Origin of the sequence: Streptomyces alboniger, from assembly GCF_008704395.1 — a bacterium.
In the GTDB taxonomy this organism is placed as follows: domain Bacteria; phylum Actinomycetota; class Actinomycetes; order Streptomycetales; family Streptomycetaceae; genus Streptomyces; species Streptomyces alboniger.
The window spans coordinates 6,294,108-6,316,717 of sequence record NZ_CP023695.1 but is presented as its reverse complement, the minus strand read 5'-3'; the positions used below and the strand labels follow the sequence as shown (position 1 = coordinate 6,316,717).

14 protein-coding genes are annotated in these 22,610 nt (G+C 70.1%); 7 read left to right on the top strand and 7 right to left on the bottom strand.

Annotation, left to right across the window (positions count from 1 at the left end; translation table 11 throughout):
- Window positions 1–93: 93 nt before the first annotated feature.
- Complete coding sequence (ngcE, locus tag CP975_RS27830) at window positions 94–1,527, bottom strand: N-acetylglucosamine/diacetylchitobiose ABC transporter substrate-binding protein (protein ID WP_055532222.1); 1,434 nt, start codon at window positions 1,525–1,527, stop codon at window positions 94–96.
- A 354-nt stretch (window positions 1,528–1,881) separates the two neighbouring features.
- Here ngcE and CP975_RS27825 point away from each other — a divergent pair, with 354 nt between their 5' ends.
- The 4 genes from CP975_RS27825 (at window position 1,882) to CP975_RS27810 (ending at window position 8,465) form a co-directional block, all read left to right on the top strand.
- Window positions 1,882–2,325 (top strand): hypothetical protein, encoded by a 444-nt coding sequence (locus CP975_RS27825; RefSeq protein ID WP_055532224.1) that lies wholly within the window; start codon window positions 1,882–1,884, stop codon window positions 2,323–2,325.
- 321 nt (window positions 2,326–2,646) lie between these two features.
- Complete coding sequence (locus CP975_RS27820; protein WP_342788022.1) at window positions 2,647–2,925, top strand: DUF4097 family beta strand repeat-containing protein; 279 nt, start codon at window positions 2,647–2,649, stop codon at window positions 2,923–2,925.
- Window positions 2,926–3,139: 214 nt separating this feature from the next.
- The gene (locus tag CP975_RS27815) at window positions 3,140–7,048 is read left to right on the top strand and encodes a GH92 family glycosyl hydrolase (protein ID WP_150477469.1); all 3,909 of its coding nucleotides are present in this window, start codon (window positions 3,140–3,142) and stop codon (window positions 7,046–7,048) included.
- A gap of 223 nt (window positions 7,049–7,271) precedes the next feature.
- Entirely contained in the window at window positions 7,272–8,465 is a 1,194-nt protein-coding gene (locus CP975_RS27810) for a serine hydrolase domain-containing protein (RefSeq protein WP_055532229.1), read from the top strand.
- 85 nt (window positions 8,466–8,550) lie between these two features.
- Here CP975_RS27810 and acnA read toward each other — a convergent pair whose 3' ends face one another.
- From acnA to CP975_RS27795, 3 genes are all read right to left on the bottom strand, one after another.
- Entirely contained in the window at window positions 8,551–11,265 is a 2,715-nt protein-coding gene (acnA, locus tag CP975_RS27805; RefSeq protein ID WP_030779881.1) for an aconitate hydratase AcnA, read from the bottom strand.
- A gap of 269 nt (window positions 11,266–11,534) precedes the next feature.
- Window positions 11,535–12,839 (bottom strand): phosphatase PAP2 family protein, encoded by a 1,305-nt coding sequence (locus CP975_RS27800; RefSeq protein WP_150477468.1) that lies wholly within the window; start codon window positions 12,837–12,839, stop codon window positions 11,535–11,537.
- Between the two features lie 241 nt (window positions 12,840–13,080).
- Window positions 13,081–14,085 carry a LacI family DNA-binding transcriptional regulator gene (locus CP975_RS27795; protein WP_055532231.1) on the bottom strand — a complete coding sequence of 335 codons (1,005 nt, stop codon included), beginning with the start codon at window positions 14,083–14,085 and terminating at the stop codon, window positions 13,081–13,083.
- 156 nt (window positions 14,086–14,241) lie between these two features.
- On the opposite strand from CP975_RS27795, the gene CP975_RS27790 reads away from it, so the two are divergent.
- Complete coding sequence (locus CP975_RS27790) at window positions 14,242–16,149, top strand: amidohydrolase (protein WP_150477467.1); 1,908 nt, start codon at window positions 14,242–14,244, stop codon at window positions 16,147–16,149.
- A gap of 96 nt (window positions 16,150–16,245) precedes the next feature.
- The gene (locus tag CP975_RS27785; RefSeq protein WP_055532533.1) at window positions 16,246–17,775 is read left to right on the top strand and encodes a helix-turn-helix domain-containing protein; all 1,530 of its coding nucleotides are present in this window, start codon (window positions 16,246–16,248) and stop codon (window positions 17,773–17,775) included.
- A 106-nt stretch (window positions 17,776–17,881) separates the two neighbouring features.
- On the opposite strand, the gene CP975_RS27780 is transcribed toward CP975_RS27785, so the two are convergent.
- The 3 genes from CP975_RS27780 to CP975_RS27770 all read right to left on the bottom strand — a co-directional run bounded on the left by CP975_RS27780 (window position 17,882) and on the right by CP975_RS27770 (window position 20,839).
- Window positions 17,882–18,628: a hypothetical protein gene (locus tag CP975_RS27780; protein ID WP_246201648.1), complete on the bottom strand. Its 747-nt coding sequence runs from the start codon at window positions 18,626–18,628 to the stop codon at window positions 17,882–17,884.
- A gap of 203 nt (window positions 18,629–18,831) precedes the next feature.
- Window positions 18,832–19,230, bottom strand: coding sequence for a RidA family protein (locus CP975_RS27775; protein ID WP_055532536.1), 399 nt, complete (start codon window positions 19,228–19,230; stop codon window positions 18,832–18,834).
- Between the two features lie 193 nt (window positions 19,231–19,423).
- Window positions 19,424–20,839, bottom strand: a complete 1,416-nt coding sequence (locus tag CP975_RS27770; RefSeq protein ID WP_246201647.1) for an acyl-CoA dehydrogenase family protein — start codon at window positions 20,837–20,839, stop codon at window positions 19,424–19,426.
- A gap of 109 nt (window positions 20,840–20,948) precedes the next feature.
- On the opposite strand from CP975_RS27770, the gene CP975_RS27765 reads away from it, so the two are divergent.
- Complete coding sequence (locus CP975_RS27765) at window positions 20,949–22,610, top strand: AMP-binding protein (RefSeq protein WP_055532538.1); 1,662 nt, start codon at window positions 20,949–20,951, stop codon at window positions 22,608–22,610.

Sequence of the window (22,610 nt, the reverse complement as noted above, 5' to 3'; positions counted from 1 at the left end):
GCAGGCCGTTCGCCGGTTTGGGCGGAGCTTCGGGCTCCGCCCGCTTCCTCGAAGGCGGGGGCTTGGCCACCCGGGTGTCGGTCGTCACGTCCTTCAGGCCTTCTTGACCTTGGTGACGTCGGGGTCCTTGAGGATCCGCTCGCTCGCCTTCTGCATGGTGTCCATCGCCTGCTTGGGGCCGATCTGGCCCTGCATGAACTTGTGGATCATGTTGTTGAAGTCCTCGCGGAACAGTTCGTTGTACCAGTCCATGAACTGGGGGATGACGATGTTCTCGCCGGCCGCCTTGATCGCCGCCTGTGCGCTCGCCGTACCCGAGGGGAGCTTCTGGCCGTCGATGGCGCCCTTGACGACGGGCATCGAGCCGATCTCCTTGAAGAGATTGAGCGCGGCCTCCTTGCTGTACATCATCCGCAGCCACTCCAGGCCGCCCTGCCGGTTCTTGGCCTTGGCGGGGACGATGAAGGGCTCACCGGCCGGGGCGTAGAGCGTGCCGAACGGCATCTTGTCGCCCGAGTCCAGCGACGGGGTCGCCCCCACGGTCATCCGGAAGTCCTCGGGGGTGGTGTCCTTCGCCTCGTTCTCCACCCAGGACCCGTTGGGCACGAAGAGACACTTGCCCTCCTTCGTCCAGGCGGTCTGCATCTCGGTGTGCGCCTGCTGGCCGTCGAAGCCGGTCAGCACGTACTTCTTGGCGACCAGTTCCTCCCAGGCCTCGAAGACGTCCTTGACCGCGTCGTGCTTCCAGGCGCCCGGCTCCAGGTAGTCCATCGCCTCGATGACCTCGCGTCCGCCGCGCTGGGCGAACATCGTGTACATGCTGAAGAACATGTACCGCGGGTGGCCGCCCGGATAGCTCCAGCCGTGGATGCCCTTGGCCTTGGCCTTCTTGCAGACCGCGAGCATGTCGTCCCAGGTCTTCGGATACGCCGAGTCCAGGCCGTCCTCCAGGAGCTTCCTGGAGTGCCAGTTGCCGTACACCGTCAGCGCGATGTTCAGCTGGTAGCACTCCTTGCCGCCGAAGCGGCCCATCTGCTCCACGACCGGCACCAGCGTCTCGCGCACGGTGACGTCCGGGTCGTCCCACGAGGGGGCGTCGAGCACCTCGCTCAGGTCGGCGACCTGCTTGTTGTGCACCAGCTTGCCGGGGTTCATCTGGTCGGCGCCGGAGTTGTTGACGACGTCCGCCGTGGGCTTGCCGCGTACGATCTTCGGCTGCACCTGGGTGGCGATCTTCTCGGTCGCCTTCTGGCTCGGCTCGGCCTTCGGATACTTCTCGGCATACATGTCCGTGACGAACTGGGCGTACTTGTCGCCGTACCCGCCGTTGAAGATGTAGACCGCGAGGGCCGCGTCCTCCTTCACCCCGAGCGGGTTCTCCTTGGACTTCTTGCCCTTCTCGGCCTTGTTCTCCTCGCCGCCCCCGCTGGCGCAGGAGCTGAGCGCCCCCACGGCGGGCACCGCGAGCAGACCGGTGGCCGCCGCCCTCTTGATGACATCACGACGGTTGACGCTGGTGGATCCCATGCTCAAGTCCTCGCCTTCTCACAGGACTCAGGCGGTGAACCGGACCCTCCCCGGCACCGCGGTGGTGTGAAGCTGGGGTCGTGCGATGGTGCCGAACGGCTGCGTGAATGCCGACAGGTATAGTCCACTCCCGGTTGGCTGGGCAAGATCGAATACAGGTTTCCTCCGGAGTTTTCCGAGTTGAGACCTGCGGAGATCCCTGGTCAAACCTCTCGCAGGTCGCCTCGCGGGCGCGTGGACTTTCGCGGCGTTTCTTTTGGACTTTCCCTGATTGCGGCTCAGGGGCGCCCGAGGGCACGGAAGATCCAGCCGGCCTCGCGCCAGGTGGCCGGGGCGAGGGTGCCGCAGCCGTCGATGGCCCTCGGGGTCTCATCCGGCTTCGCCGCCTCCGCCTTCACCACCCCCGTCACCCGATGGCTCGTCACTCCCGCCGACGACACCGCCGACCACCACCATGCTCGCCTCTCGGCGTTCGCGGCCGAGGTCTTCCGCGACCTGAGGAACCCCAGGGCTGCCCTCAGCTGGAACGCGCGGGCCGCCGCGATGCCGACCGGGGCGTTCACCTGGTCCGTCGGCATGCGCCTGCCGATCGTCGGGACCGCGCACCTCCAGGCCCGCGACCTCGACCACGGCCTCGAACTCGGCAACCGGTCCGTCGAGATCCTTGCCCACGCCCGGTCGAGCCGGGCCACGGACTACGTACGCGAGTTCCACGCGGCCCTGCCCCCGTGGCGGCGCGAGCCGGCTGTCCGTGCGTTCGTCCGGCGGACGGGCGAGCGGCTCGGCGTCACCGCCTGATCCTCGGGCAGCCCCCGTGCCTTCGATCCAGGAGGGGCGGGGGCGGGGGTCCCCACCGTGGGCGGCGCTGTCGTCGCTGCGTAAAGTCGCAGCTCTGACCGCTCTCACCGCCGACGGGCTCTCCGCGTGCTCGGCCCTCGATCAGGAGACCTTCGAGGACGACGCCACGGTGTCCCGGAAAGTAACCTCGATCCGTCTCGACAGCGGCAACGGCGGGGTTCCCGGACGACCGAAGCGTCGACATTGTGGCCACGGGTGCAGTGGCCGCCCTGACACCAACCCCCACTTGCTCAGCGACGTCTTTGCGGTCCCCTTGGAAATATTGATGGCGCCGGTGAGGTTCTTCTTACCAGCATCTGCGCCCCGCCGGGCTCGCACACGAGCAACGGCGAGATCGCGGTGAACGGCGCGACGGGCCCGGTGAAGCTGCGCTCACGCAACGGCGGCGTCCACGTCGAGGATGCCAAGGGCGGCGGCATCGACACGCGGACGACGAACGGCGAGGTGACGATCCGCACGGCCACCCCACAGAACATCACGGCCCGCACCACCAGCGGCGGCCTCACCGCTTGGATCTGTCGACCACGAACGGTGCCCTGACGGTGGAGTCGGCAGGCCAGTGATTTGCTTCAGCAGGCAGAGTGGAGACCTGCCTCGGCAAGCAGGGCGGTGACCTCCTTCAGAGCGACCACTCATCGCCACCTCCCACGACAGCTCCCACAACAGCCTTGACACCGCTCGCCACTTGACTCCCTACTAGACCTTGCGCAGCGATCGTGACAACGTTGTCCAACTCGCAAGGAGGGGCTCGGGGATGCCGTACACGGCACGCAGACCTCGTTACAGACACCACCGTCCGGGTGCGCCCGGACGGCCCCGCTCGGCCGCGGCCATCGGCACGCTGGCGCTGGCGCTCGTCGTGGCGGCACAGGGGGCCGCCGTCGCCGGGCCCGAGCAGGCGCCCCGCGAGGAACGGGAGTTCGTCTCCTCGTTCGAGGAAGGGGACGCCCGGCCGGACTGGGTGAGTACCGTCGAGACGGGTCCGGGCGGCACGAAGAAGGCCTCGGGGGTCAACGGCGCGTTCAGCTCCGGTCTGCCCGGCAGCGTGATGGACCACGTCACCGAGGTCCGGGCCAGCGGGGAGAACGCCGGTTCGGGTGAAGTGGCGGAGAACCTCGTCGACGGCGAGGCGACGAGCAAATGGCTGACGTTCGCGAAGGACGGCTGGGTCGAGTTCGACCTGGACGACCCCGCCAAAGTCGTGACGTACGCGCTGACCTCCGCGAACGACCACGCCGAGCGGGACCCCAAGGACTGGACCCTGAAGGGTTCCACGGACGGCAAGGACTGGAAGGTCCTCGACGAGCGCGCGGGCGAGGCGTTCGACGGACGGCACAAGACGAAGAAGTACGACGTCACGGGCGGGGCCGGCGCCACGGCGTACTCCCACTTCCGCCTCGACGTCACCGCGAACAACGGCGCCGCCGACATCCTCCAGCTCGCCGACGTCCAGCTGTCGGTGGGAGGTTCCGAGGGTCCCGCGCCCGAGGACATGCTCAGTCTCGTGGACCGCGGGCCCAGCGGCTCCCCCACCGCCAAGTCGCGCGCCGGGTTCACGGGCAAGCACGCGCTGCGCTACGCGGGCACCCACAAGGTGACGGGCCGCGGATACTCGTACAACAAGGTCTTCGACGTCGACGTCCCGGTGTGGTCGGACACCGAGCTGGGCTACCGCGTCTTCCCGTCGATGGCCGAGGGCGACCTCGACTACGCGGCCACGAACGTCGCCGTGGACCTGGCGTTCACCGACGGCACCTATCTGAGTGACCTCCGGGCCACCGACCAGCACGGTTTTCCGCTGAGTCCGCGCGGCCAGGGCGCCGCCAAGGTGCTCTACGTCAACCAGTGGAACAACGTGACCTCGCGCATCGGGCAGGCCGCGCGCGGCAAGACCGTCGACCGGATACTCCTGGCGTACGACGCGCCGAAGGGCCCCGCGAAGTTCCGCGGCTGGCTCGACGACGTGTCCTTGACGGAGAAGGCGCCGCCGAAGCCCAGGGCGCACCCGTCCGACTACGCGGACACCACGCGCGGCACGAACTCCAGCGGCGGCTTCTCGCGCGGCAACACCTTCCCGGCGACGGCCGTCCCGCACGGCTTCAACTTCTGGACGCCGGTGACCAACGCGGGCTCCCTGAGCTGGCTCTACGACTACGCGCGCGGCAACAACGACGGCAACCTCCCGACGATGCAGGCGTTCAGCGCGAGCCACGAGCCGAGCCCGTGGATGGGTGACCGGCAGACGTTCCAGATGATGCCGTCCGTCGACAAGGACACGCCGAGCGCCTCGCGGACCAAGCGGGCGCTGCCCTTCCGGCACGAGAAGGAGACGGCGCGCCCGCACTACTACGGCGTGACGTTCGAGAACGGCCTCAAAGCCGAGATGGCGCCGACCGACCACGCCGCGATGATGAGGTTCACCTATCCCGGTCACGACGCGAGCGTCGTCTTCGACAACGTCTCGGAGAAGGGCGGCCTCACCCTCGACAAGGAGCGCGGGATCGTCTCCGGGTTCTCGGACGTCAAGTCCGGCCTGTCGACGGGCGCCACGCGCCTGTTCGTCTATGGGACCTTCGACTCGCCCGTGACCGCGGGCGGCAAGCTCGACGGCGGCGGTGGCGGGGACGTCACCGGCTATCTCCGCTTCGACGCGGGCAAGGACCGCTCGGTCCAGCTGCGGCTCGCCACCTCCCTCATCAGTGTGGACCAGGCGAAGGACAATCTCGACCAGGAGATCCCGGCGGGCACCTCCTTCAACCGGGTGAAGGACCGCGCGCAGAAGCAGTGGGACGCCCTCCTCGGCAAGGTGGAGGTGGAGGGCGCGAGCCAGGGCCGGCTGACGTCGCTGTACTCCTCGCTCTACCGGCTGTACCTGTACCCCAACTCGGGCTTCGAGAAGGTGCGTTCGGCGAACGGCAAGGCCACGTACAAGTACGCCTCCCCGTTCTCGCCGCAGACCGGGCCGGACACTCCGACCCACACCGGCGCGAAGATCGTCGAAGGCAAGCCGTACGTCAACAACGGTTTCTGGGACACCTATCGGACGACGTGGCCCGCGTACTCCCTCCTCACCCCGAAGAAGGCGGGTGAGCTGGTCGACGGGTTCGTACAGCAGTACAAGGACGGCGGCTGGACCTCGCGCTGGTCGTCGCCGGGGTACGCGGACCTGATGACGGGCACCTCCTCCGACGTCGCGTTCGCCGACGCGTACGTGAAGGACGTGAAGTTCGACACGAAGGCCGCGTACGAGGCGGCGCTGAAGAACGCGACGGTGGTGCCGCCGAGTTCGGGCGTCGGCCGCAAGGGTATGAAGACCTCGCCGTTCCTCGGGTACACGAGCAGCGAGACGCACGAGGGCCTGTCGTGGGCGCTGGAGGGTTACCTCAACGACTACGGCATCTCCCGCATGGGAGCGGCCCTCTACAAGAAGACGGGTGACAAGCGGTACAAGGAGGAGTCCGCGTACTTCCTCAACCGCGCCCGCGACTACGTGCACCTCTTCGACGACAAGGCGGCGGGGGCGGGCACGCCCCCCGGGTTCTTCCAGGGCAAGGACGCCAAGGGCAACTGGCGTGTCCCGTCGGACAAGTTCGACCCGCGCGTGTGGGGTCACGACTACACCGAGACGAACGCCTGGGGGTATGCCTTCACGGCTCCGCAGGACTCGCGCGGTCTGGCGAACCTGTACGGCGGCCGAAAGGGCCTCGGCGACAAGCTCGACACGTACTTCGCGACTCCCGAGACCGGCTCCGCCGAGTTCGCGGGCTCCTACGGCGGTGTCATCCACGAGATGACGGAGGCGCGTGACGTGCGTATGGGCATGTACGGGCACTCCAACCAGGTCGCCCACCACGCCGCGTACATGTACGACGCGGCCGGGCAGCCGTGGAAGACGCAGGAGAAGGTCCGCGAGGTCCTCTCACGCCTCTACACCGGCAGCGAGATCGGCCAGGGCTACCACGGCGACGAGGACAACGGCGAGCAGTCCGGCTGGTACCTCTTCTCCTCGCTCGGCTTCTACCCGCTGGTGATGGGCAGCGGTGAATACGCCATCGGCTCACCGCAGTTCAAGAAGATGACCGTGCACCTGGACAACGGACGCGACCTGGTCGTCAAGGCGCCGAGGAACAGCGCCGAGAACGTCTACGTCCAGGGCCTGAAGGTCAACGGCAAGGTGTGGAAGTCGACCGCGCTCCCGCACGACCTCATAGCGCGCGGCGGGGTCCTGGAGTTCGACATGGGCCCGAGGCCGTCCACGTGGGGCTCGGGGAAGAACGCGCAGCCGACGTCGGTCACCCGGGACGACAAGGTGCCCTCGCCGAGGAAGGACGCCCTCAGGGGTGAGGGCGCGCTCTTCGACAACACCTCGGCCACCGAGGCGACTTCGGAGTCGGCCGTGGAACTGCCGGTTGCCGGGAGGACGAAGGCGGTGCAGTACACGCTGACGTCGTCCACCGACAGGGCGAAGGCGCCGCGCGGCTGGGTCCTTCAGGGCTCCGCCGACGGCCGCAGGTGGAAGGAGCTGGACAAGCGCTCCGGTGAGTCCTTCGCCTGGGACCAGCAGACGCGGGTGTTCACGGTCGCGCATCCGGGGACGTACCGCCACTACCGGCTGGTGCCGGGCGGCTCCTCGACGCTGGCGGAGGTCGAACTGCTCTCCTGAGCCTGGCGGTTCAGGCCTTCACATGGATGCCTCGGTCCGTGCCGGAAGCGGCGCGGGCCGGGGCATCTCGCCGTGGTGGGGTTCTCCTCACCCCTGGTCAGTGGGTTCTCCACATCCCTGGTCTGGGGGGCTCCTCCATGGCCCGGCGACACCCTCCCATGGCTCAATGATCTTGGGACGAGCGCACTGACCACCACCCCTTCGGCCATGTGAGGCAACCACCATGACGCACCTGCGAAAGACCCTGGGAACGGTGACGGCGATCGTCGCCACGGCGACGCTGGCGATGCCGGTCTCCGCCGCCTGGGCCCACTCCGACGACGCCGGCAGGGCCGGTTACGGCCGGGCGGACCTCCAGCGGGGTCTTGACGACATCGTCCGCGAGGACGGAGTGGTGGGCGCCCAGGCCACCTTGGTGGACGGCAAGCACCGCACGTCGGTGCGGAGCGGGACCGCTGAACTCGGCACCGACCGGCCGGTACCGCACCAGGGCTACTTCCGGATGGGCAGCAACACCAAGACCTTCGTCTCCACCGTCGTCCTGCAACTGGTCGCCGAGGGCCGCATACACCTCGACGACAAGGTCGACCGGTGGCTGCCCGGCGTGGTCGAGGGCAACGGCCACGACGGCAACCGGATCACCGTACGGCAGCTGCTCCAGCACACCAGCGGCCTGCCCGACTACGCCCCGAAGCTGCCGATGATCGACGAGGAGGGGTTCCAGAAGAACCGCTTCCACCAGTACGCGCCGCGTGACCTGGTCGACATAGCCCTGCGGGACAAGCCCCTCTTCGAGCCCGGCAAGGGCTGGAGCTACTCCAACACCGGTTACGTACTGGCCGGGATGATCATCGAGAAGGCGACGGGCCGTCACTGGAGCGACGAGGTCCGGGCCCGGATCATCGAGCCCCTCGGCCTCAAGCACACCTTCTCACCGGGCACGCGCACCGGCCTCCCCCAGCCGCACGCCAAGGCCTATCAGCAGTTCAAGCCGGGTGGCCGGCTCGTCGACACCACCGAGGTGAGCATGACCTGGGGCGACGCGGCGGGCGACCTCATCACCACCTCGAACGACCTCAACCGCTTCTGGCGGAGCCTCCTCGGCGGCAAGCTGCTCGGCCCGCAGCAGATGGCGCAGATGCTCAAGACGGTGCCGGCCCCGTCGGAGACCGCGAAGTACAGCAGGGAAATGGGCCTCGGCATCATGCGGACCCAGCTCAGCTGCGGCGGCGGCTACTGGGGCCACGGCGGGACCACCCTCGGCCATCTGAACGCCAATGGCTTCGTCGACAAGGGCAAGAAGTTCGGCAAGGACCTGAAGGGGATCATCGTGATGCGCTCCACCAACACGGCCGCCGAGGACCGCGAGGACCGCACCGACCAGCTCGTCGACGACGCCCTGTGCAAGATGGACTGACCCTGCGGGCCGGCCCGCCGGCACACACGAGGGCCGCACCCCGTACGAAACGGGGTGCGGCCCTCGACTACTGCGTACCGCCCGCCTACTTGCGGATCAGGCTGCGCAGCACGTACTGCATGATGCCGCCGTTGCGGTAGTAGTCCGCCTCGCCGGGGGTGTCGATGCGGACGACCGCGTCGAACTCGACGCCCGTGTCCGTGGTGACCTTGACCGTGCGCGGCGTGGAGCCGTTGTTCAGCTCCTCGACGCCGGTGAAGGAGAAGGTCTCCTCGCCGGTCAGGCCGAGGGACGCGGCGGACTGGCCCTCCGGGTACTGGAGCGGCAGCACGCCCATGCCGATGAGGTTCGAGCGGTGGATGCGCTCGTACGACTCGGCGATGACGGCCTTGACGCCGAGGAGCGCGGTGCCCTTGGCGGCCCAGTCGCGGGACGAGCCGGAGCCGTACTCCTTGCCCGCGAGGACGACCAGCGGGATGCCCTGGTCGATGTAGTTGCGCGAGGCGTCGTAGATGAACGAGACCGGAGCGTCCTCCTGCGTGAAGTCACGCGTGAAGCCACCCTCCGTGCCCGGCGCGATCTGGTTGCGCAGGCGGATGTTGGCGAACGTGCCGCGGATCATGACCTCGTGGTTGCCTCGGCGCGAGCCGTAGGAGTTGAAGTCGCGGCGCTGCACGCCGTGCTCCGTGAGGTACTTGCCCGCCGGGGTGTCGGCCTTGATCGCACCGGCCGGGGAGATGTGGTCGGTGGTGACCGAGTCGCCCAGCTTGGCGAGGACGCGGGCGCCCGTGATGTCGGAGACCGGGGTGGTCTCCATCGTCATGCCCTCGAAGTACGGGGGCTTGCGGACGTACGTCGACTCGGTGTCCCACTCGAAGGTGTTGCCCGTGGGGATCGACAGCGCCTGCCACTGGGCGTCGCCCGCGAAGACGTCCTGGTAGGACTTGTTGAACATGTCCTCGCCGATGGAGTTGGCGACGACGTCGTTCACCTCGGCCTCGGAGGGCCAGATGTCCTTGAGGTAGACCGGGTTGCCGTCCTGGTCGGCGCCCAGGGCCTCGGTCGTGATGTCGATCTTCATCGAGCCGGCGAGGGCGTACGCGACGACCAGCGGCGGGGACGCCAGGTAGTTCATCTTGACGTCGGGGTTGATGCGGCCCTCGAAGTTCCGGTTGCCGGAGAGGACGGACGTCACGGCCAGGTCGTGGTCGTTGACGGCCTTCGAGACCTCCTCGGGCAGCGGGCCCGAGTTGCCGATGCAGGTGGTGCAGCCGTAACCGACGAGGTTGAAGCCGACCTTGTCGAGGTAGGGGGTGAGCCCCGCCTTGTCGAAGTAGTCGGTGACGACCTTCGAGCCGGGCGCGAGGGTGGTCTTGACCCACGGCTTGCGGGTCAGGCCCTTCTCGACGGCCTTCTTCGCGACGAGCGCGGCGGCGACCATCACGTACGGGTTCGAGGTGTTGGTGCAGGAGGTGATGGCCGCGACCGTCACCGCGCCGTGGTCGATCTCGTACGTCGAGCCGTCGGGGGCCGTGACCGTGGTCGGGTTCGACGGGACGCCGTTGGTGGTGGCCGGGGCGTCGGAGGCCGGGAAGGACTCCTGGCCCGCCTCGTCGGCGGTGTCCACGTAGTTGCGCACGTCCAGGGCGAACTGCTGGGCGGCGTTGGCGAGGACGATGCGGTCCTGCGGACGCTTCGGGCCCGCGATGGACGGGACGACCGTGGAGAGGTCCAGCTCCAGCTTCTCGGAGAAGTCGGGCTCGGCGGCCGGGTCGAGCCAGAGGCCCTGCTCCTTGGCGTACGCCTCGACGAGCGCGACCTGCTGCTCGTCGCGGCCCGTCAGCTTCAGGTACTTCAGCGTCTCGTCGTCGATCGGGAAGATCGCGGCGGTGGAGCCGAACTCCGGCGACATGTTGCCGATGGTGGCGCGGTTGGCGAGCGAGGTGGCGGCCACGCCCTCGCCGTAGAACTCGACGAACTTGCCGACGACGCCGTGCTTGCGCAGCATCTCGGTGATGGTCAGCACGAGGTCCGTGGCGGTGGTGCCGGCGGGCAGCTCACCGGTCAGCTTGAAGCCGACGACGCGCGGGATGAGCATGGAGACCGGCTGGCCGAGCATCGCGGCCTCGGCCTCGATGCCGCCGACGCCCCAGCCGAGGACGCCCAGGCCGTTGACCATCGTGGTGTGCGAGTCGGTGCCGACCAGGGTGTCGGGGTAGGCCTGGCCGTTACGGACCATGACCGTACGGGCCAGCTTCTCGATGTTCACCTGGTGGACGATGCCGGTGCCCGGGGGGACGACCTTGAACTCGTCGAAGGCGGTCTGGCCCCAGCGCAGGAACTGGTAGCGCTCCTTGTTGCGGCCGTACTCCAGCTCCACGTTCTGGCCGAAGGCCTCCGCCGTGCCGAACTTGTCGGCGATCACGGAGTGATCGATGACCAGCTCGGCCGGGGCCAGCGGGTTGATCTTCGCCGGGTCGCCGCCGAGCTCCTTCACGGCCTCACGCATGGTGGCGAGGTCCACCACACACGGGACGCCGGTGAAGTCCTGCATGATCACGCGGGCCGGCGTGAACTGGATCTCCTGGGACGGCTGGGCCTGGGAGTCCCAGTTGCCGAGCGCACGGATGTGGTCGGCGGTGATGTTCGCGCCGTCCTCGGTGCGGAGCAGGTTCTCAAGGAGGACCTTCAGGCTATAAGGGAGCCGTGCGGAGCCCTCGACCTTGTCCAGCTTGAAGATCTCGTACGACTCGTCGCCCACGCGCAGCGTGCTGCGGGCGTCGAAGCTGTTCGCCGACACGACAGTCTCCTTCATTTTTGTGCGCGTTCCAGCACATCCTGCCGCCACGACTCCTCGTCGATCCGCTAAGGTAAGGCTTAGTTAGGTAACCCTTACCGGGGGGCGGCTCCTGGTGCGCCTCGGCAGATATCTCGATGTCGAGATAACTCTAGTACATGACCCGCCGTGGCGACGAGGCGCGCCCGCACGTCGGTGACGAGGCGCGCCTCACGCCGGTGACAAGGCGCGCCCCGTGCCGGACCTCCCGGCCGGTGGGGCGCGCCTTCGCGTCAGACCATCTCGGGCTGCGGCTCCAGTTGCTGCGTCGGCGGCGCGGCCTTCGGTTCCCGCGGCTCGGCGGTCCGCATATAGCCGTAGATGACCGAGGCCATCGCCCCGATGAGCAGCGGCCCGAACAGCCACGGGTGCCGGGCCATCTCCATCGGCAGGAAGCGGTACGACAGCAGGAACAGGACGAACACCGTCGTGCCGTAGGCCACCAGCTGGATGCTCGCCCGGTCCCAGCCCCGGTCGAACGAGCGCAGCGCCGCGTCGATCGTGTACGCGAACACGACACCGGCGACGATGTCCGCGCCGTAGTGGTAGCCGAAGCCCAGCGTGGCGCCGAGCGTGGCGATCAGCCAGAACGTGCCCGCGTAGCGCAGCAGTCTCGGCCCCTTGCGGGAGTGGATGAAGATCGTCGTGGCCCACGCCGTGTGCAGACTGGGCATGCAGTTGCGCGGCGTCTTGTCGTCGAACGGCATCACGTGCGGGGTGGTGATCGTCGGCGGCGTGTTCGGCCAGATGTCGGCCACCGCCCAGTGCTCGCCGTGGACGCCGTACGCGAAGATCGGCCCGACGACCGGGTAGATCATGTAGATGCCGGGCCCGAGCAGACCGATGACCAGGAACGTACGCACCAGGTGGTGCCCCGGGAAACGGCCCTCGCTCGCCACGTTGCGCAGCTGGTACAGCGCGATGACGACCGCGGCCACCGCGAGCTGGATGTAGACGTAGTCGAGAACGTGCGCGCCGATCTCGCCCGTGGCGTTGACCATCCGTCCCACGACCCACGACGGGTTGCCCAGCGCGTGGTCGGCGGTCGCCACGTACTGGTCGAGGACCGTCGGGCGGGTCTTCCACGTGATGAGCAGCCAGGTGTCACCGGTCTTGCGGCCGGCCACCAGCAGCAGGCCGAGCCCCACGCCCTTCAGCAGCAGGAGCCGGTCCCGGCCGGTGCGGCGCGTGACGGCGAGCACGGCGCAGGCGAGGATCACCCACAGCGCGCCGTTGCCGAACATCATCTTGGCGTCGACGGCCCAGCGCACCAGGAAGAAGACGATGTCGATGCCGACCGCGACGCCCATGGCGATGAACCGCTGCCGCCAGGTAAGGACCACCATCATCAAGGCCATGCCGGCGTACAGCAGCGGACCCGACTTGGGGGCGAAGATCACCTCGCGCGCCTGGTTGGTGATCGGTCCGGGCAGGCCGTAGCCGCGCGCGGCGATCTCCAGCGCGATGAGGAACGCCAGGGCCACCACAGCCGCTGCGGTCCACAGGATCGCCCGTGGTTGACGCCATGCGGCGAGCATGGCTGTGCAGTTTGTTCGCGAAAACACCCGCGATGCTCTGGATATCAATTGTTTGGCCGATTTGTTAGACGTGGGCTGTGAGTCCGAGCATGTTATCGGAGCTATGCGGGTGGGCTTCGCGGGTCATGCCGACTCCGTCCGGTGGGCGTGACCTCCATTATCCGGGCCCGCGCGCCGGGCGGGACCCCTGGTGGGCGCGTGCCCACTCGTCAACCGGCCCTGGGCGGGTCCGCCGGGGAGATCAGGGGTGCGCCTGCTCCCCGCCGGATGAGGCCCGCACCAGGAGCGCGGCCGGTACGACCAGCGGGCCGGGAGCCGTCCGGCACGTGCCCTCGATCAGGTCGACGAGGAGTGTCACGGCGGTGCGCGCCGTGCGCTCCGGGTCGAGGGTGACCGTGGTCACCGGCGGCGTGGTCGCCTCGTAACCGGGGTCCTCGCTCGCGCACACCAGCCGCAGGTCGCCCGGGATCCGCAGGCCGTGGCGGGCGGCGGCGGCCAGCAGCTGGCGGCCGCCCGGGTCGTACGCGGCGTAGACGGCGTCGGCACGGTCAGGGCCCCGCAGCAGTGCGTCGAACGCGTGCCCTTGGCCGTCGGCCACCTCGAAGGGCACGATCCGCGGCGCCGAGCCGTGCCGGTCGCACCACCGCGTGTACGCCGCCGTGACCGCGCGGGCGTAGTGCTCGTCGCCGTTGCCCGACTGGAGGGCGATGCGGCGGGCGCCGGTCGCGGCGAGGTGGTCGAGGACCTCGCGGGCGGTCGCCTCGTGGTCGTTGTCGACCCAGCGGTCACCGGGCCGGGGGTCTCCGGGGGCGCCGTCGAAGACGAGCGGGATGCCGCGGGCCCGCAGGGCGCGGACCATCGGGTCGCCGCGCGGGCTGTCCACGATGAGCATGCCGTCGACGGCGAGGCTGTGCCAGGAGTCGTCCGCGGCGCGGTCGGCGGGGAACGTGGTCAGGGCGTAACCCCGCGCGTGGGCGGCGGAGGTGGCCGCGGTGACGGCGCGCGAGAAGTAGGCGACCTCCGTGTAGTTCCAGGCACCGGGGAAGGTCGTGACGGCGATGCCGAGCGTACGGCTGCGCGTAGGGCCGGGGGTGCCGTAGCCGAGGCGCGTCGCCGTCTCGCGGACGCGGCGGCGGGTGGCCTCGCCGATCCTGCCGGTGCCGTTGAGGGCGTGGGAGACCGTCGCCGTCGAGACCTCCGCGGCGCGGGCTATGTCGGTCAGTCTCGGCCCTGGCACGCGGCTCATCGTACGGAAATCGTCGTCAGGGGCGGGTTCTGGTTAACGGATTACTCGTCGAGGGTCTGGTTCGGGTCGCGGCGGGGCCGTCCGTGCCGCGGCTTCACGGTGGAAGTTCCCCGCCCACTCATCCCTGGCCGTCGCCGTCACGTTTGGAGTGCCCTCTTGCCGCAGCCGCCCGCATCCAAGTCATACGTCCCCCAGCCCTCCCGGCGCGGCCTTCTCCTCGCCGCCGGAGCCGCCGGGGCCGCCGGGGCCCTCGGAGCCGCCGGAGTATCCGCCGCCTCCCCCGCCCGGCGTCGCTCCGCCGCGCTCGTCCTGCACAACGCCCGGGTGTTCACCGGCGCTTCGGGGAGCCCCCGGGCCGAAGCGGTGGCCGTCGGGCGGGACGGCCGGATCCTCGCCGTCGGTGCCGGCCGGGCCGTGCGGCGGTTCATCGGCCGGGACACCGACGTGGTGGACGCCCGGGGCGGCACCGTCATGAGCGGTATCCACGACGGGCACGCCCACCCCATGGACGCCGCGAGCCGCTCCCTGCGCCCCTCCCTCGCGGGGGCCGAGCAGACGGTGGACCAGCTCCGGAAGACGCTGACCGGGTTCCTGGAGGACTCCGCCGACCAGGAGCCCGACGGCTGGCTGGTGGTGGAGGACTGGAACCCCATCGGGCTCCTCCCCCGCGGCACCGCCCCGCACCACTCGATGCTCGACGCGCTGCCCACGCGCCGCCCGATCGTCCTGCGCGGCGGGGACGGCCACAACCTGTGGGCCAATCGGCGCGCCCTGGACATCGCGAAGGTCACCGCGTCGACCCCTGACCCGGCCGGCGGAGAGATCGTCAAGGGCCGGGACGGCAAGCCCACCGGCGTACTCAAGGACGACGCCCAGCCACTCGTCGCCCGGCACATCCCCGAGCCCGACGAGACCCGACTGGCGCAGGCCGCCACGAAGATCCTCGCCGAGGCCGCCGCGTCCGGGATCACCACCTTCATGGAAGCCGTCGTCGGCCGCGGCGAGCTGAAGCTCTATCAGCGCCTCGCCGAGTCGGGCCGCCTCCCGCAGCGCATCGTGCCCGCCCTGCGCATCGACACCGAGCTGACCGGAGATCCGGCGGCGGCGCTCGCGTACGCCCGTGGCCTCCGGGCGGACTTCAAGGGCGTACGCGGACTGCGCTTCGGCACGGTGAAGGTCTTCCTCGACGGCGTCATCGAGTACCCCGCGCAGACCGCCGCGCTCCTGAAGCCCTATCTGGACAAGGACGGCAGGCCCACCGACAACCGCGGTGACCTGTACGTGTCGGCCGCCGACTACGGACGGCTCAGTGCCGCCTTCAACACCGAGGGCTGGCAGATGCACGCGCACGCCATCGGTGACCGTGCCGTACGCACCTCCCTCGACGGCTACGCGTACGCCCTGCGCGCCACCGGCCGCCGGGACGTGCGCAACACCACGGCGCACCTCCAGCTCGTCGATCCCGCCGACCTCCCCCGGTTCGCGGCGCTCGGCGTCGTCCCCTGCATGCAACTCCAATGGGCCGCCCGCGACACCTGGACCGTGGACGCCCTGCTGCCGTACATCGGCGCGGCGCGCCATCGGTGGCAGTACCCGGCGCGCAGCCTCCAGAAGCGGGGCGCGACGCTCGCGGGTGGCTCGGACTGGCCGGTGGACCCCCTTCAGGTCTGGAACCAGATCCGGACCGCGATCGACCGCGAGGGCATGGACGGCGAGGGCGACCTCTACCGCGCGGAAGAAGGCATCAGCCGTGCGTCTTCCCTGCTCATGCACACGTTGGGCACCGCGCGCCAACTCCGTACCGACCACCTCACCGGGACCGTCGAGCAGGGCAAGGAGGCCGATCTGGTGCTGCTCGACCGCGATGTGACGCGCTGTCCGGTGGCCGATATCAGCTCTGCCGAGGTGCGCCTCACGCTCGTCGGAGGCACAGTGGTGCACGACGCACAGTCGTCGGCAGGACGCGCGGCCGCCGCCCGGGTGACGCGGGCGGCGGCGGGGCCCCGGCCCACGGCGTACGCGTCGGTGCACGGCGGACGGCATGTTTCCTGCGGTTGCGGCTGAACTCCCCTACGCCGTTCCCCGAATGGGCCTGGGACGCTCCCCGTATGGACCACCCCAGCGCGCACGTCATCTCATATCTGAGATAACCTGCGACGCATGGCAGACGACTACCTCGTACGCATCGGCAAGCTCATCCGTGATGCCCGGCAGCACCGGGGCTGGACACAGACGCAGCTCGCCGAAGCGCTCAGCACCAGCCAGAGCGCCGTGAACCGCATCGAGCGGGGCAACCAGAACATCAGCCTTGAGATGATCGCCCGCATCGGCGAGGCGCTCGACAGCGAGATCGTGTCGCTCGGTTACGCCGGGCCGATGCACCTGCGGGTGGTCGGCGGGCGCCGCCTCTCCGGCTCCATCGACGTCAAGACGAGCAAGAACGCGTGCGTGGCGCTGCTCTGTGCGTCCCTGCTCAACAAGGGCCGCACGGTGCTGCGCCGCGTCGCCCGCATCGAGGAGGTCTACCGCCTTCTGGAGGTGCTCAACTCCATCGGCGTACGCACCCGTTGGATCAACGACGGCGTCGACCTGGAGATCGTGCCGCCCGCCAAGCTGGAGATGGACGCCATCGACGCGGAGGCCGCGCGCCGCACCCGCTCGATCATCATGTTCCTCGGCCCTCTGCTGCACCGCATGGACCGCTTCAAGCTGCCGTACGCGGGCGGCTGCGACCTCGGCACCCGCACGATCGAGCCACACATGATCGCGCTGCGCCGGTTCGGTCTGGACATCGCGGCGACCGAGGGGCTGTACCACGCCGAGGTCGCGCGGGACGTCTCCCCCGACCGGCCCATCGTGCTGACCGAGCGCGGGGACACCGTCACGGAGAACGCGCTGCTCGCCGCGGCCCGCAGCGCGGGCACCACCGTCATCCGCAACGCCTCCTCGAACTACATGGTCCAGGACCTGTGCTTCTTCCTGGAGGCGCTGGGCGTCAAGGTCGAGGGCATCGGGACGACGACGCTGACCGTGCACGGCGTGCCGACCATCGACGTCGACGTCGACTACTCCCCGTCCGAGGACCCGGTCGAGGCGATGAGCCTGCTGGCCGCCGCCGTCGTCACGGAGTCCGAGCTGACGGTGCGCCGGGTGCCGATCGAGTTCCTGGAGATCGAGCTGGCGGTCCTGGAGGAGATGGGCCTCGACCACGACCGCTCGGCGGAGTACGCGGCGGACAACGGCCGCACGCGCCTCATCGACCTCACCGTGCGCCCCTCCAAACTGGAGGCACCGATCGACAAGATCCACCCGATGCCGTTCCCCGGCCTGAACATCGACAACGTCCCCTTCTTCGCGGCCATCGCGGCGGCGGCCCAGGGCAAGACGCTGATCCACGACTGGGTGTACGACAACCGGGCGATCTACCTCACGGACCTCAACCGCCTGGGCGGCCGCCTCCAACTCCTGGACCCGCACCGCGTCCTGGTCGAGGGCCCCACCCGCTGGCGCGCCGCGGAAATGATGTGCCCTCCGGCGCTGCGCCCCGCCGTGGTCGTCCTCCTCGCGATGATGGCGGCAGAGGGCACGTCGGTGCTGCGCAACGTGTACGTGATCAACCGTGGGTACGAGGATCTGGCGGAGCGGCTGAATTCGGTGGGGGCGCAGATCGAGACGTTCCGGGACATCTAACCCGGGTCGACTTGTGGCTGCCGCCGCACCCCGTCCCGCTCCCGCTCCGCGCACGCGCGTGCGGGCCGGACGGGGGTGCGGCGGCGGTTGCCGTGCCGGATGGGGGCTACTGGCCCGAGGCCGCGAGTTCCTTGAGGTCGACCGTTTCGCCCTTGCCCGGAGCCTTCGGGCTCACGGGCTTGTTGTAGTCGGTGAACGTCGCCTCGTTGGGCTTGTCGCCGCCCTTTACCGACGTGCGCAGAATGTATGGCTTGCCCTCTGTGGCGACGTACATCGTGTGGGTCTCGCCTCCGGAGGCCTTCTTCGTCAGGGTGATGGCCTCCTTTCCGTCGACGGTCGTCGTGTCGCCCTTCTTCATGCCTTTGCGGGTCGACTTGTCCTCGTCCATGGAGGCGACCAGGCCCTGCTTGTCGCACAGGCCGGATGTCGAGGCGTCGTCGGCGGGCGTCTTGACCCACTTGTCGGTGACCTTGGCGAGGACCTTGTCCGAACCCGGCTGGTTCTTCAGCGCGTTCTTCCAGTACTGCTCGTTGCCGCGCACGTACAGTGCCGCGTTCGTGTGCCGCAGCTCGGCCTTGGCGCCCGCGGTGTCGACGATCCCCTCGCAGTTCTTCTCCTGGTCGACCGCGAGGTCCACGCTCACCGACTTCCCGTCGGCCTGCCGCAGGTCGCCCTTGAGGCGCATCGAGTCCGCCTTCTTGGTGGCCTCGACCGCCTTGGCCGCGATCTGGTCGGCGCTGTCCTTGGCGAACGGTTTGCCGGAGCCGCCGTCATCGCTGTCGCCGCACCCCGTCAGCAGAGCGGCCGAGAGTCCCATGATGCCGATGACGCCCGTAACCTTGCTCGCACGCACGTGTTCACCCCTCCTCAGTCGCCCCGGCCCTCGTGGCCGCGGCTGTCTCCAAGTACCCCGGAACTTCCTTCCGACGCAGGTGACTTGGCGAGGCGGGAGGGGCTATCTCACGTCTCCTCGGTGAAATCGCGGAGGGCCTTCGCCAGGCCGTCGGGGCGGTCGAGCGGGATCAGCGTGCGGCAGGCGTCGAGTTCGGCGAGCCGTCAGTCGAGGACCGCCACCCCGTCCAGCTCCACCAACGCTTGATCGTCCCACAGCCGGACCGCGCCCACCACCGCCATCGCGGGGTAGTCGCGGCCGACCAACCGCCGCCAGATGGCGCCCAGTTCGGGTGCGTGTTCGCGGTAGTCGGCCACGTCCGTGGCGTAGACGGTGACGCGAGCGAGGTCGGCGGGGGTGCCGTCCGCGTGGCGCAGGGCGGTGAGGAGGTTGGCGAGGGCCACCTCGAACTGCTCGGGCAGGGTGGTTCCGACGACCTTGCCCTCGCTGTCCAGGGCGGTCTGCCCGGCGAGGAAGACGAGGCGGGAGCCGGTCGCGGTGACGGCGTGCGAGAAGCCGGTGGGCGGGGAGAGCTCGGCGGGGTTGACGCGGTGCAGGGTCATGGGGTCGACCTCCTGGGTCGGGGGACAGAAGCCGTCCGGGGGGGCAGAAGTCGGGAACAGAGCGAGCTTCGCGCCGCTCCCCGTCAGGGGGCGCCGCGGTCATCCGTGCCCCGTCAGGGGCGCCGGGAACTGCGCGACCAGCCGCGGCCGGCCCGCGGCCACGGACCAGCCCCCGTCAACCGGCCACCGGCCCTCACCCGTACAGCTCCTTCGCGATGATCGTGCGCTGCACCTCGCTCGCCCCCTCATAGACGCGCGGCGCACGCACCTCGCGATAGAGGTGTTCGAGGAGGTGGCCGCGCTGGAGCGCGCGGGCACCGTGCAGTTGGACGGCGGCATCGACCACGTACTGCGCGTTCTCCGTCGCGAGCAGCTTCGCCATCGCCGCCCGGCGCGCGATGCCGGGCGCCCCGGCGCCTTCCCGGTCGTACGCGGAAGCCGCCGCGTACACCATCAGGCGGGCCGCCTCCGTGCGCGTGGCCATCTCGGCGACCTGATGGGCGACGGACTGGAGGTCCTTCAACTTGCCCCCGAACGCCTCCCGTTCGGCCGTGTACGCGAGGGTCGCGTCCAGGGCCGCGGCCGCCATGCCGACCGCGAACGCGCCGACGCTCGGCCGGAACCGGTTCAGGGTGGTCATCGCGACCCGGAAGCCGCGGTCGACCTCGCCGAGGACGTCCTCGGGGCCGACCCGTACCCCGTCGAAGACGAGCGCGCCGATCGGGTGCGGGGAGAGCATGTCGAGGCGGGTGCCGGTCAGGCCCGCGCGGTCGGCGGGGACCAGGAAGGCGGTGACGCCACGGGCTCCCGTGCCGGGGGACGTACGGGCGAAGACGGTGTAGAAGTCGGCTTCGGGGGCGTTCGAGATCCAGCACTTCTCGCCGGTGAGGCGCCAGCCTTGCGAGCCGGAACGGGTGCCCGGGCCGGAACCGGAGCCGTCCGGTGTCGCCGTGAGGGACAGGGCCGCCGCGTCCGAGCCCGCGCCCGGCTCGGAGAGCGCGAAGGCCACGATGGCGCGCCCGGCGCGGACGGGCGGCAGCCACCGCTCCCGCTGCGCGGCCGTGCCGTGCGCGTGCACGGGATAGGCGCCGAGGCCTTGCAGGGCGAGGGCGGTCTCGGCCTCCGTACAGGCGTAGGCGAGCGATTCGCGCATCAGGCAGAGGTCGAGGGCGCCGGTTCCCCGGGCGGGGGTCGCACCGTGGCTGGGGCCGACGGCGGGCCCCGAGCCCCCGCCGGGCCGGACGGCGGGTGCCGGGACCTGGCCGGGGCCGGGGGCGACATTAGGTGCCGAGCCCCGGTCCGGGCGGCCAGCAGGTGCCGAGCCCCGGTCGGAGCCGACCGCGGCGGCCGGATCCTGGCCCGGACCGACAACCGGCGCCGAGCCCCGGCCCGGGCGGACGGAGGGCGCCGAGCCTCGGTCGGAGTCGACCGCGGGGGCGTCATCGAACAGGCGGCCCAGCAGCCCCAGTTCGCCCAGTGCCTCGACCAGTGGCCGGTTCACGCGGCCCGGCTCGCCCTTCTCCGCCAGGGGCCGCAGCCGCTCGGAGGCGAGTGTCCGCAGCTCCGCGCACCAGGCGGTTTGTTCAGGATCGAGCGAGAAAGCCGTCATCCCGGACCCCTCCTTTATCGCGCACCGTTGACTGTCGTCACCATCACGATACGCTCGTGGGGCGAGCCCACCACAGCGCCCGACCCGCAGGCAAGGGGGCAGAGCCGCCATGGAACCCAACGGCATCCCAGGGCTGACACCATCCGGCCACACTGACACCTTCGCCCGGGATCACCTCCCTCCGCGCGAGCAGTGGCCCGTGCTCGTCCACGACCGCCCCGAGCTGCACTACCCCGCCCGGCTCAACTGCGGCGCGGAACTCCTCGACCGGACGGCGGAGCGGTTCGGTGCCGCGCGGCCCGTCTTCCACACCGCGTCCGGCGAGACCTGGACGTACGGCGATTTGCGCGGCCACGTCGACCGCATCGCGCGGGTACTGACCACCGACCTCGACGTGCGGCCCGGCCAGCGCGTACTGCTGCGCGGGCCCACCACGCCGTGGCTCGCGGCCTGTTGGCTGGCGGTGATGAAGGCGGGCGCGGTCGCCGTGACGGTCCTCGCCCAGCAGCGCGCGCAGGAGCTGGCCACCATGTGCGAGATCGCCGAGGTGCGGCACGCGCTGTGTGACGTGCGGTCGGTCGACGACCTGATCAAGGCCGGAGTGCCGGGCCTGAGCGTCACCACGTACGGGGGTGAGGGCCCCGACGACCTGCTGGCGCGCGCGGCCGCCGGTCGGCCCGAGCGCTACGAGGCGGTGGACACGGCAGCCGACGACGTCGCTCTCATCGCCTTCACGTCCGGCACGACGGGCCGCCCCAAGGGGTGCATGCACTTCCACCGCGACGTGCTCGCCATCGCCGACACCTTCGCACGGCACATCCTCAAGCCGGTCCCCGACGACGTGTTCGCCGGGAGCCCCCCGCTCGGCTTCACGTTCGGGCTCGGCGGGCTCGTCATCTTCCCGCTGCGCTTCGGCGCGTCATCGGTCCTGCTCGAACAGGCGGCGCCCAAGCAGCTCCTGCCCGCCGTCGGGCGGCACCGCGTCTCCGTGCTGTTCACCGCGCCGACCGCGTACCGCACGATGCTGGACCGGCTCGACGGGCACGACATCTCCTCGCTGCGCCGCTGCGTCTCGGCGGGCGAGAACCTTCCCGCGGCCACCTGGCAGGCCTGGCACCGGCGGACCGGGCACCGCATCATCAACGGCATCGGCGCGACGGAACTGCTGCACATCTTCATCTCCGCCGCCGACGAGGCGATCCGCCCGGGCACGACGGGCCGCCCGGTGCCGGGCTGGCACGCGCGCGTGGTGGACGGTACCGGGGCCCCGGTGCCGGACGGCGAGCCCGGACTGCTCGCGGTGCGCGGGCCCGTCGGCTGCCGCTATCTCGCCGACGAGCGCCAGCTCCAGTACGTACGCCACGGCTGGAACGTCACCGGTGACACGTACGTCCGCGACGCCGACGGCTACTTCCGCTATGTCGCCCGCGCGGACGACATGATCATCTCGGCCGGGTACAATATCGCGGGCCCCGAGGTGGAGGATGCGCTGCTGCGCCATCCGGATGTCGCGGAGACCGCGGTCGTCGGGCGACCCGACGAGCTGCGCGGGCAGGTGGTCGTGGCGTACGTGGTGCCGCGCGAGGGCGCGCCGCGGGACGCGGACCGGCTCCGTGACTTCGTGAAAGCCGAGCTGGTCCCCTACAAGTGCCCGCGCGAGATCGTCTTCCTGGACGCGCTGCCGAGGACGGCGACCGGGAAGCTGCAGAGGTTCCGGCTGCGTACGCCGGACTCCGCGCGGGCCTCGGCGGAGCCGGGGCCCGTAGAGTGA

What these genes read in the sequence shown, in the direction of transcription:
- ngcE (WP_055532222.1), bottom strand. Translation starts at nt 1,527, where the DNA reads ATGGGATCCACCAGCGTCAACCGTCGTGATGTCATCAAGAGGGCGGCG.
- CP975_RS27825 (WP_055532224.1), top strand. Translation starts at nt 1,882, where the DNA reads ATGGCCCTCGGGGTCTCATCCGGCTTCGCCGCCTCCGCCTTCACCACC.
- CP975_RS27815 (WP_150477469.1), top strand. Translation starts at nt 3,140, where the DNA reads ATGCCGTACACGGCACGCAGACCTCGTTACAGACACCACCGTCCGGGT.
- CP975_RS27810 (WP_055532229.1), top strand. Translation starts at nt 7,272, where the DNA reads ATGACGCACCTGCGAAAGACCCTGGGAACGGTGACGGCGATCGTCGCC.
- CP975_RS27800 (WP_150477468.1), bottom strand. Translation starts at nt 12,839, where the DNA reads ATGCTCGCCGCATGGCGTCAACCACGGGCGATCCTGTGGACCGCAGCG.
- CP975_RS27795 (WP_055532231.1), bottom strand. Translation starts at nt 14,085, where the DNA reads ATGAGCCGCGTGCCAGGGCCGAGACTGACCGACATAGCCCGCGCCGCG.
- CP975_RS27785 (WP_055532533.1), top strand. Translation starts at nt 16,246, where the DNA reads ATGGCAGACGACTACCTCGTACGCATCGGCAAGCTCATCCGTGATGCC.
- CP975_RS27775 (WP_055532536.1), bottom strand. Translation starts at nt 19,230, where the DNA reads ATGACCCTGCACCGCGTCAACCCCGCCGAGCTCTCCCCGCCCACCGGC.
- CP975_RS27770 (WP_246201647.1), bottom strand. Translation starts at nt 20,839, where the DNA reads ATGACGGCTTTCTCGCTCGATCCTGAACAAACCGCCTGGTGCGCGGAG.
- CP975_RS27765 (WP_055532538.1), top strand. Translation starts at nt 20,949, where the DNA reads ATGGAACCCAACGGCATCCCAGGGCTGACACCATCCGGCCACACTGAC.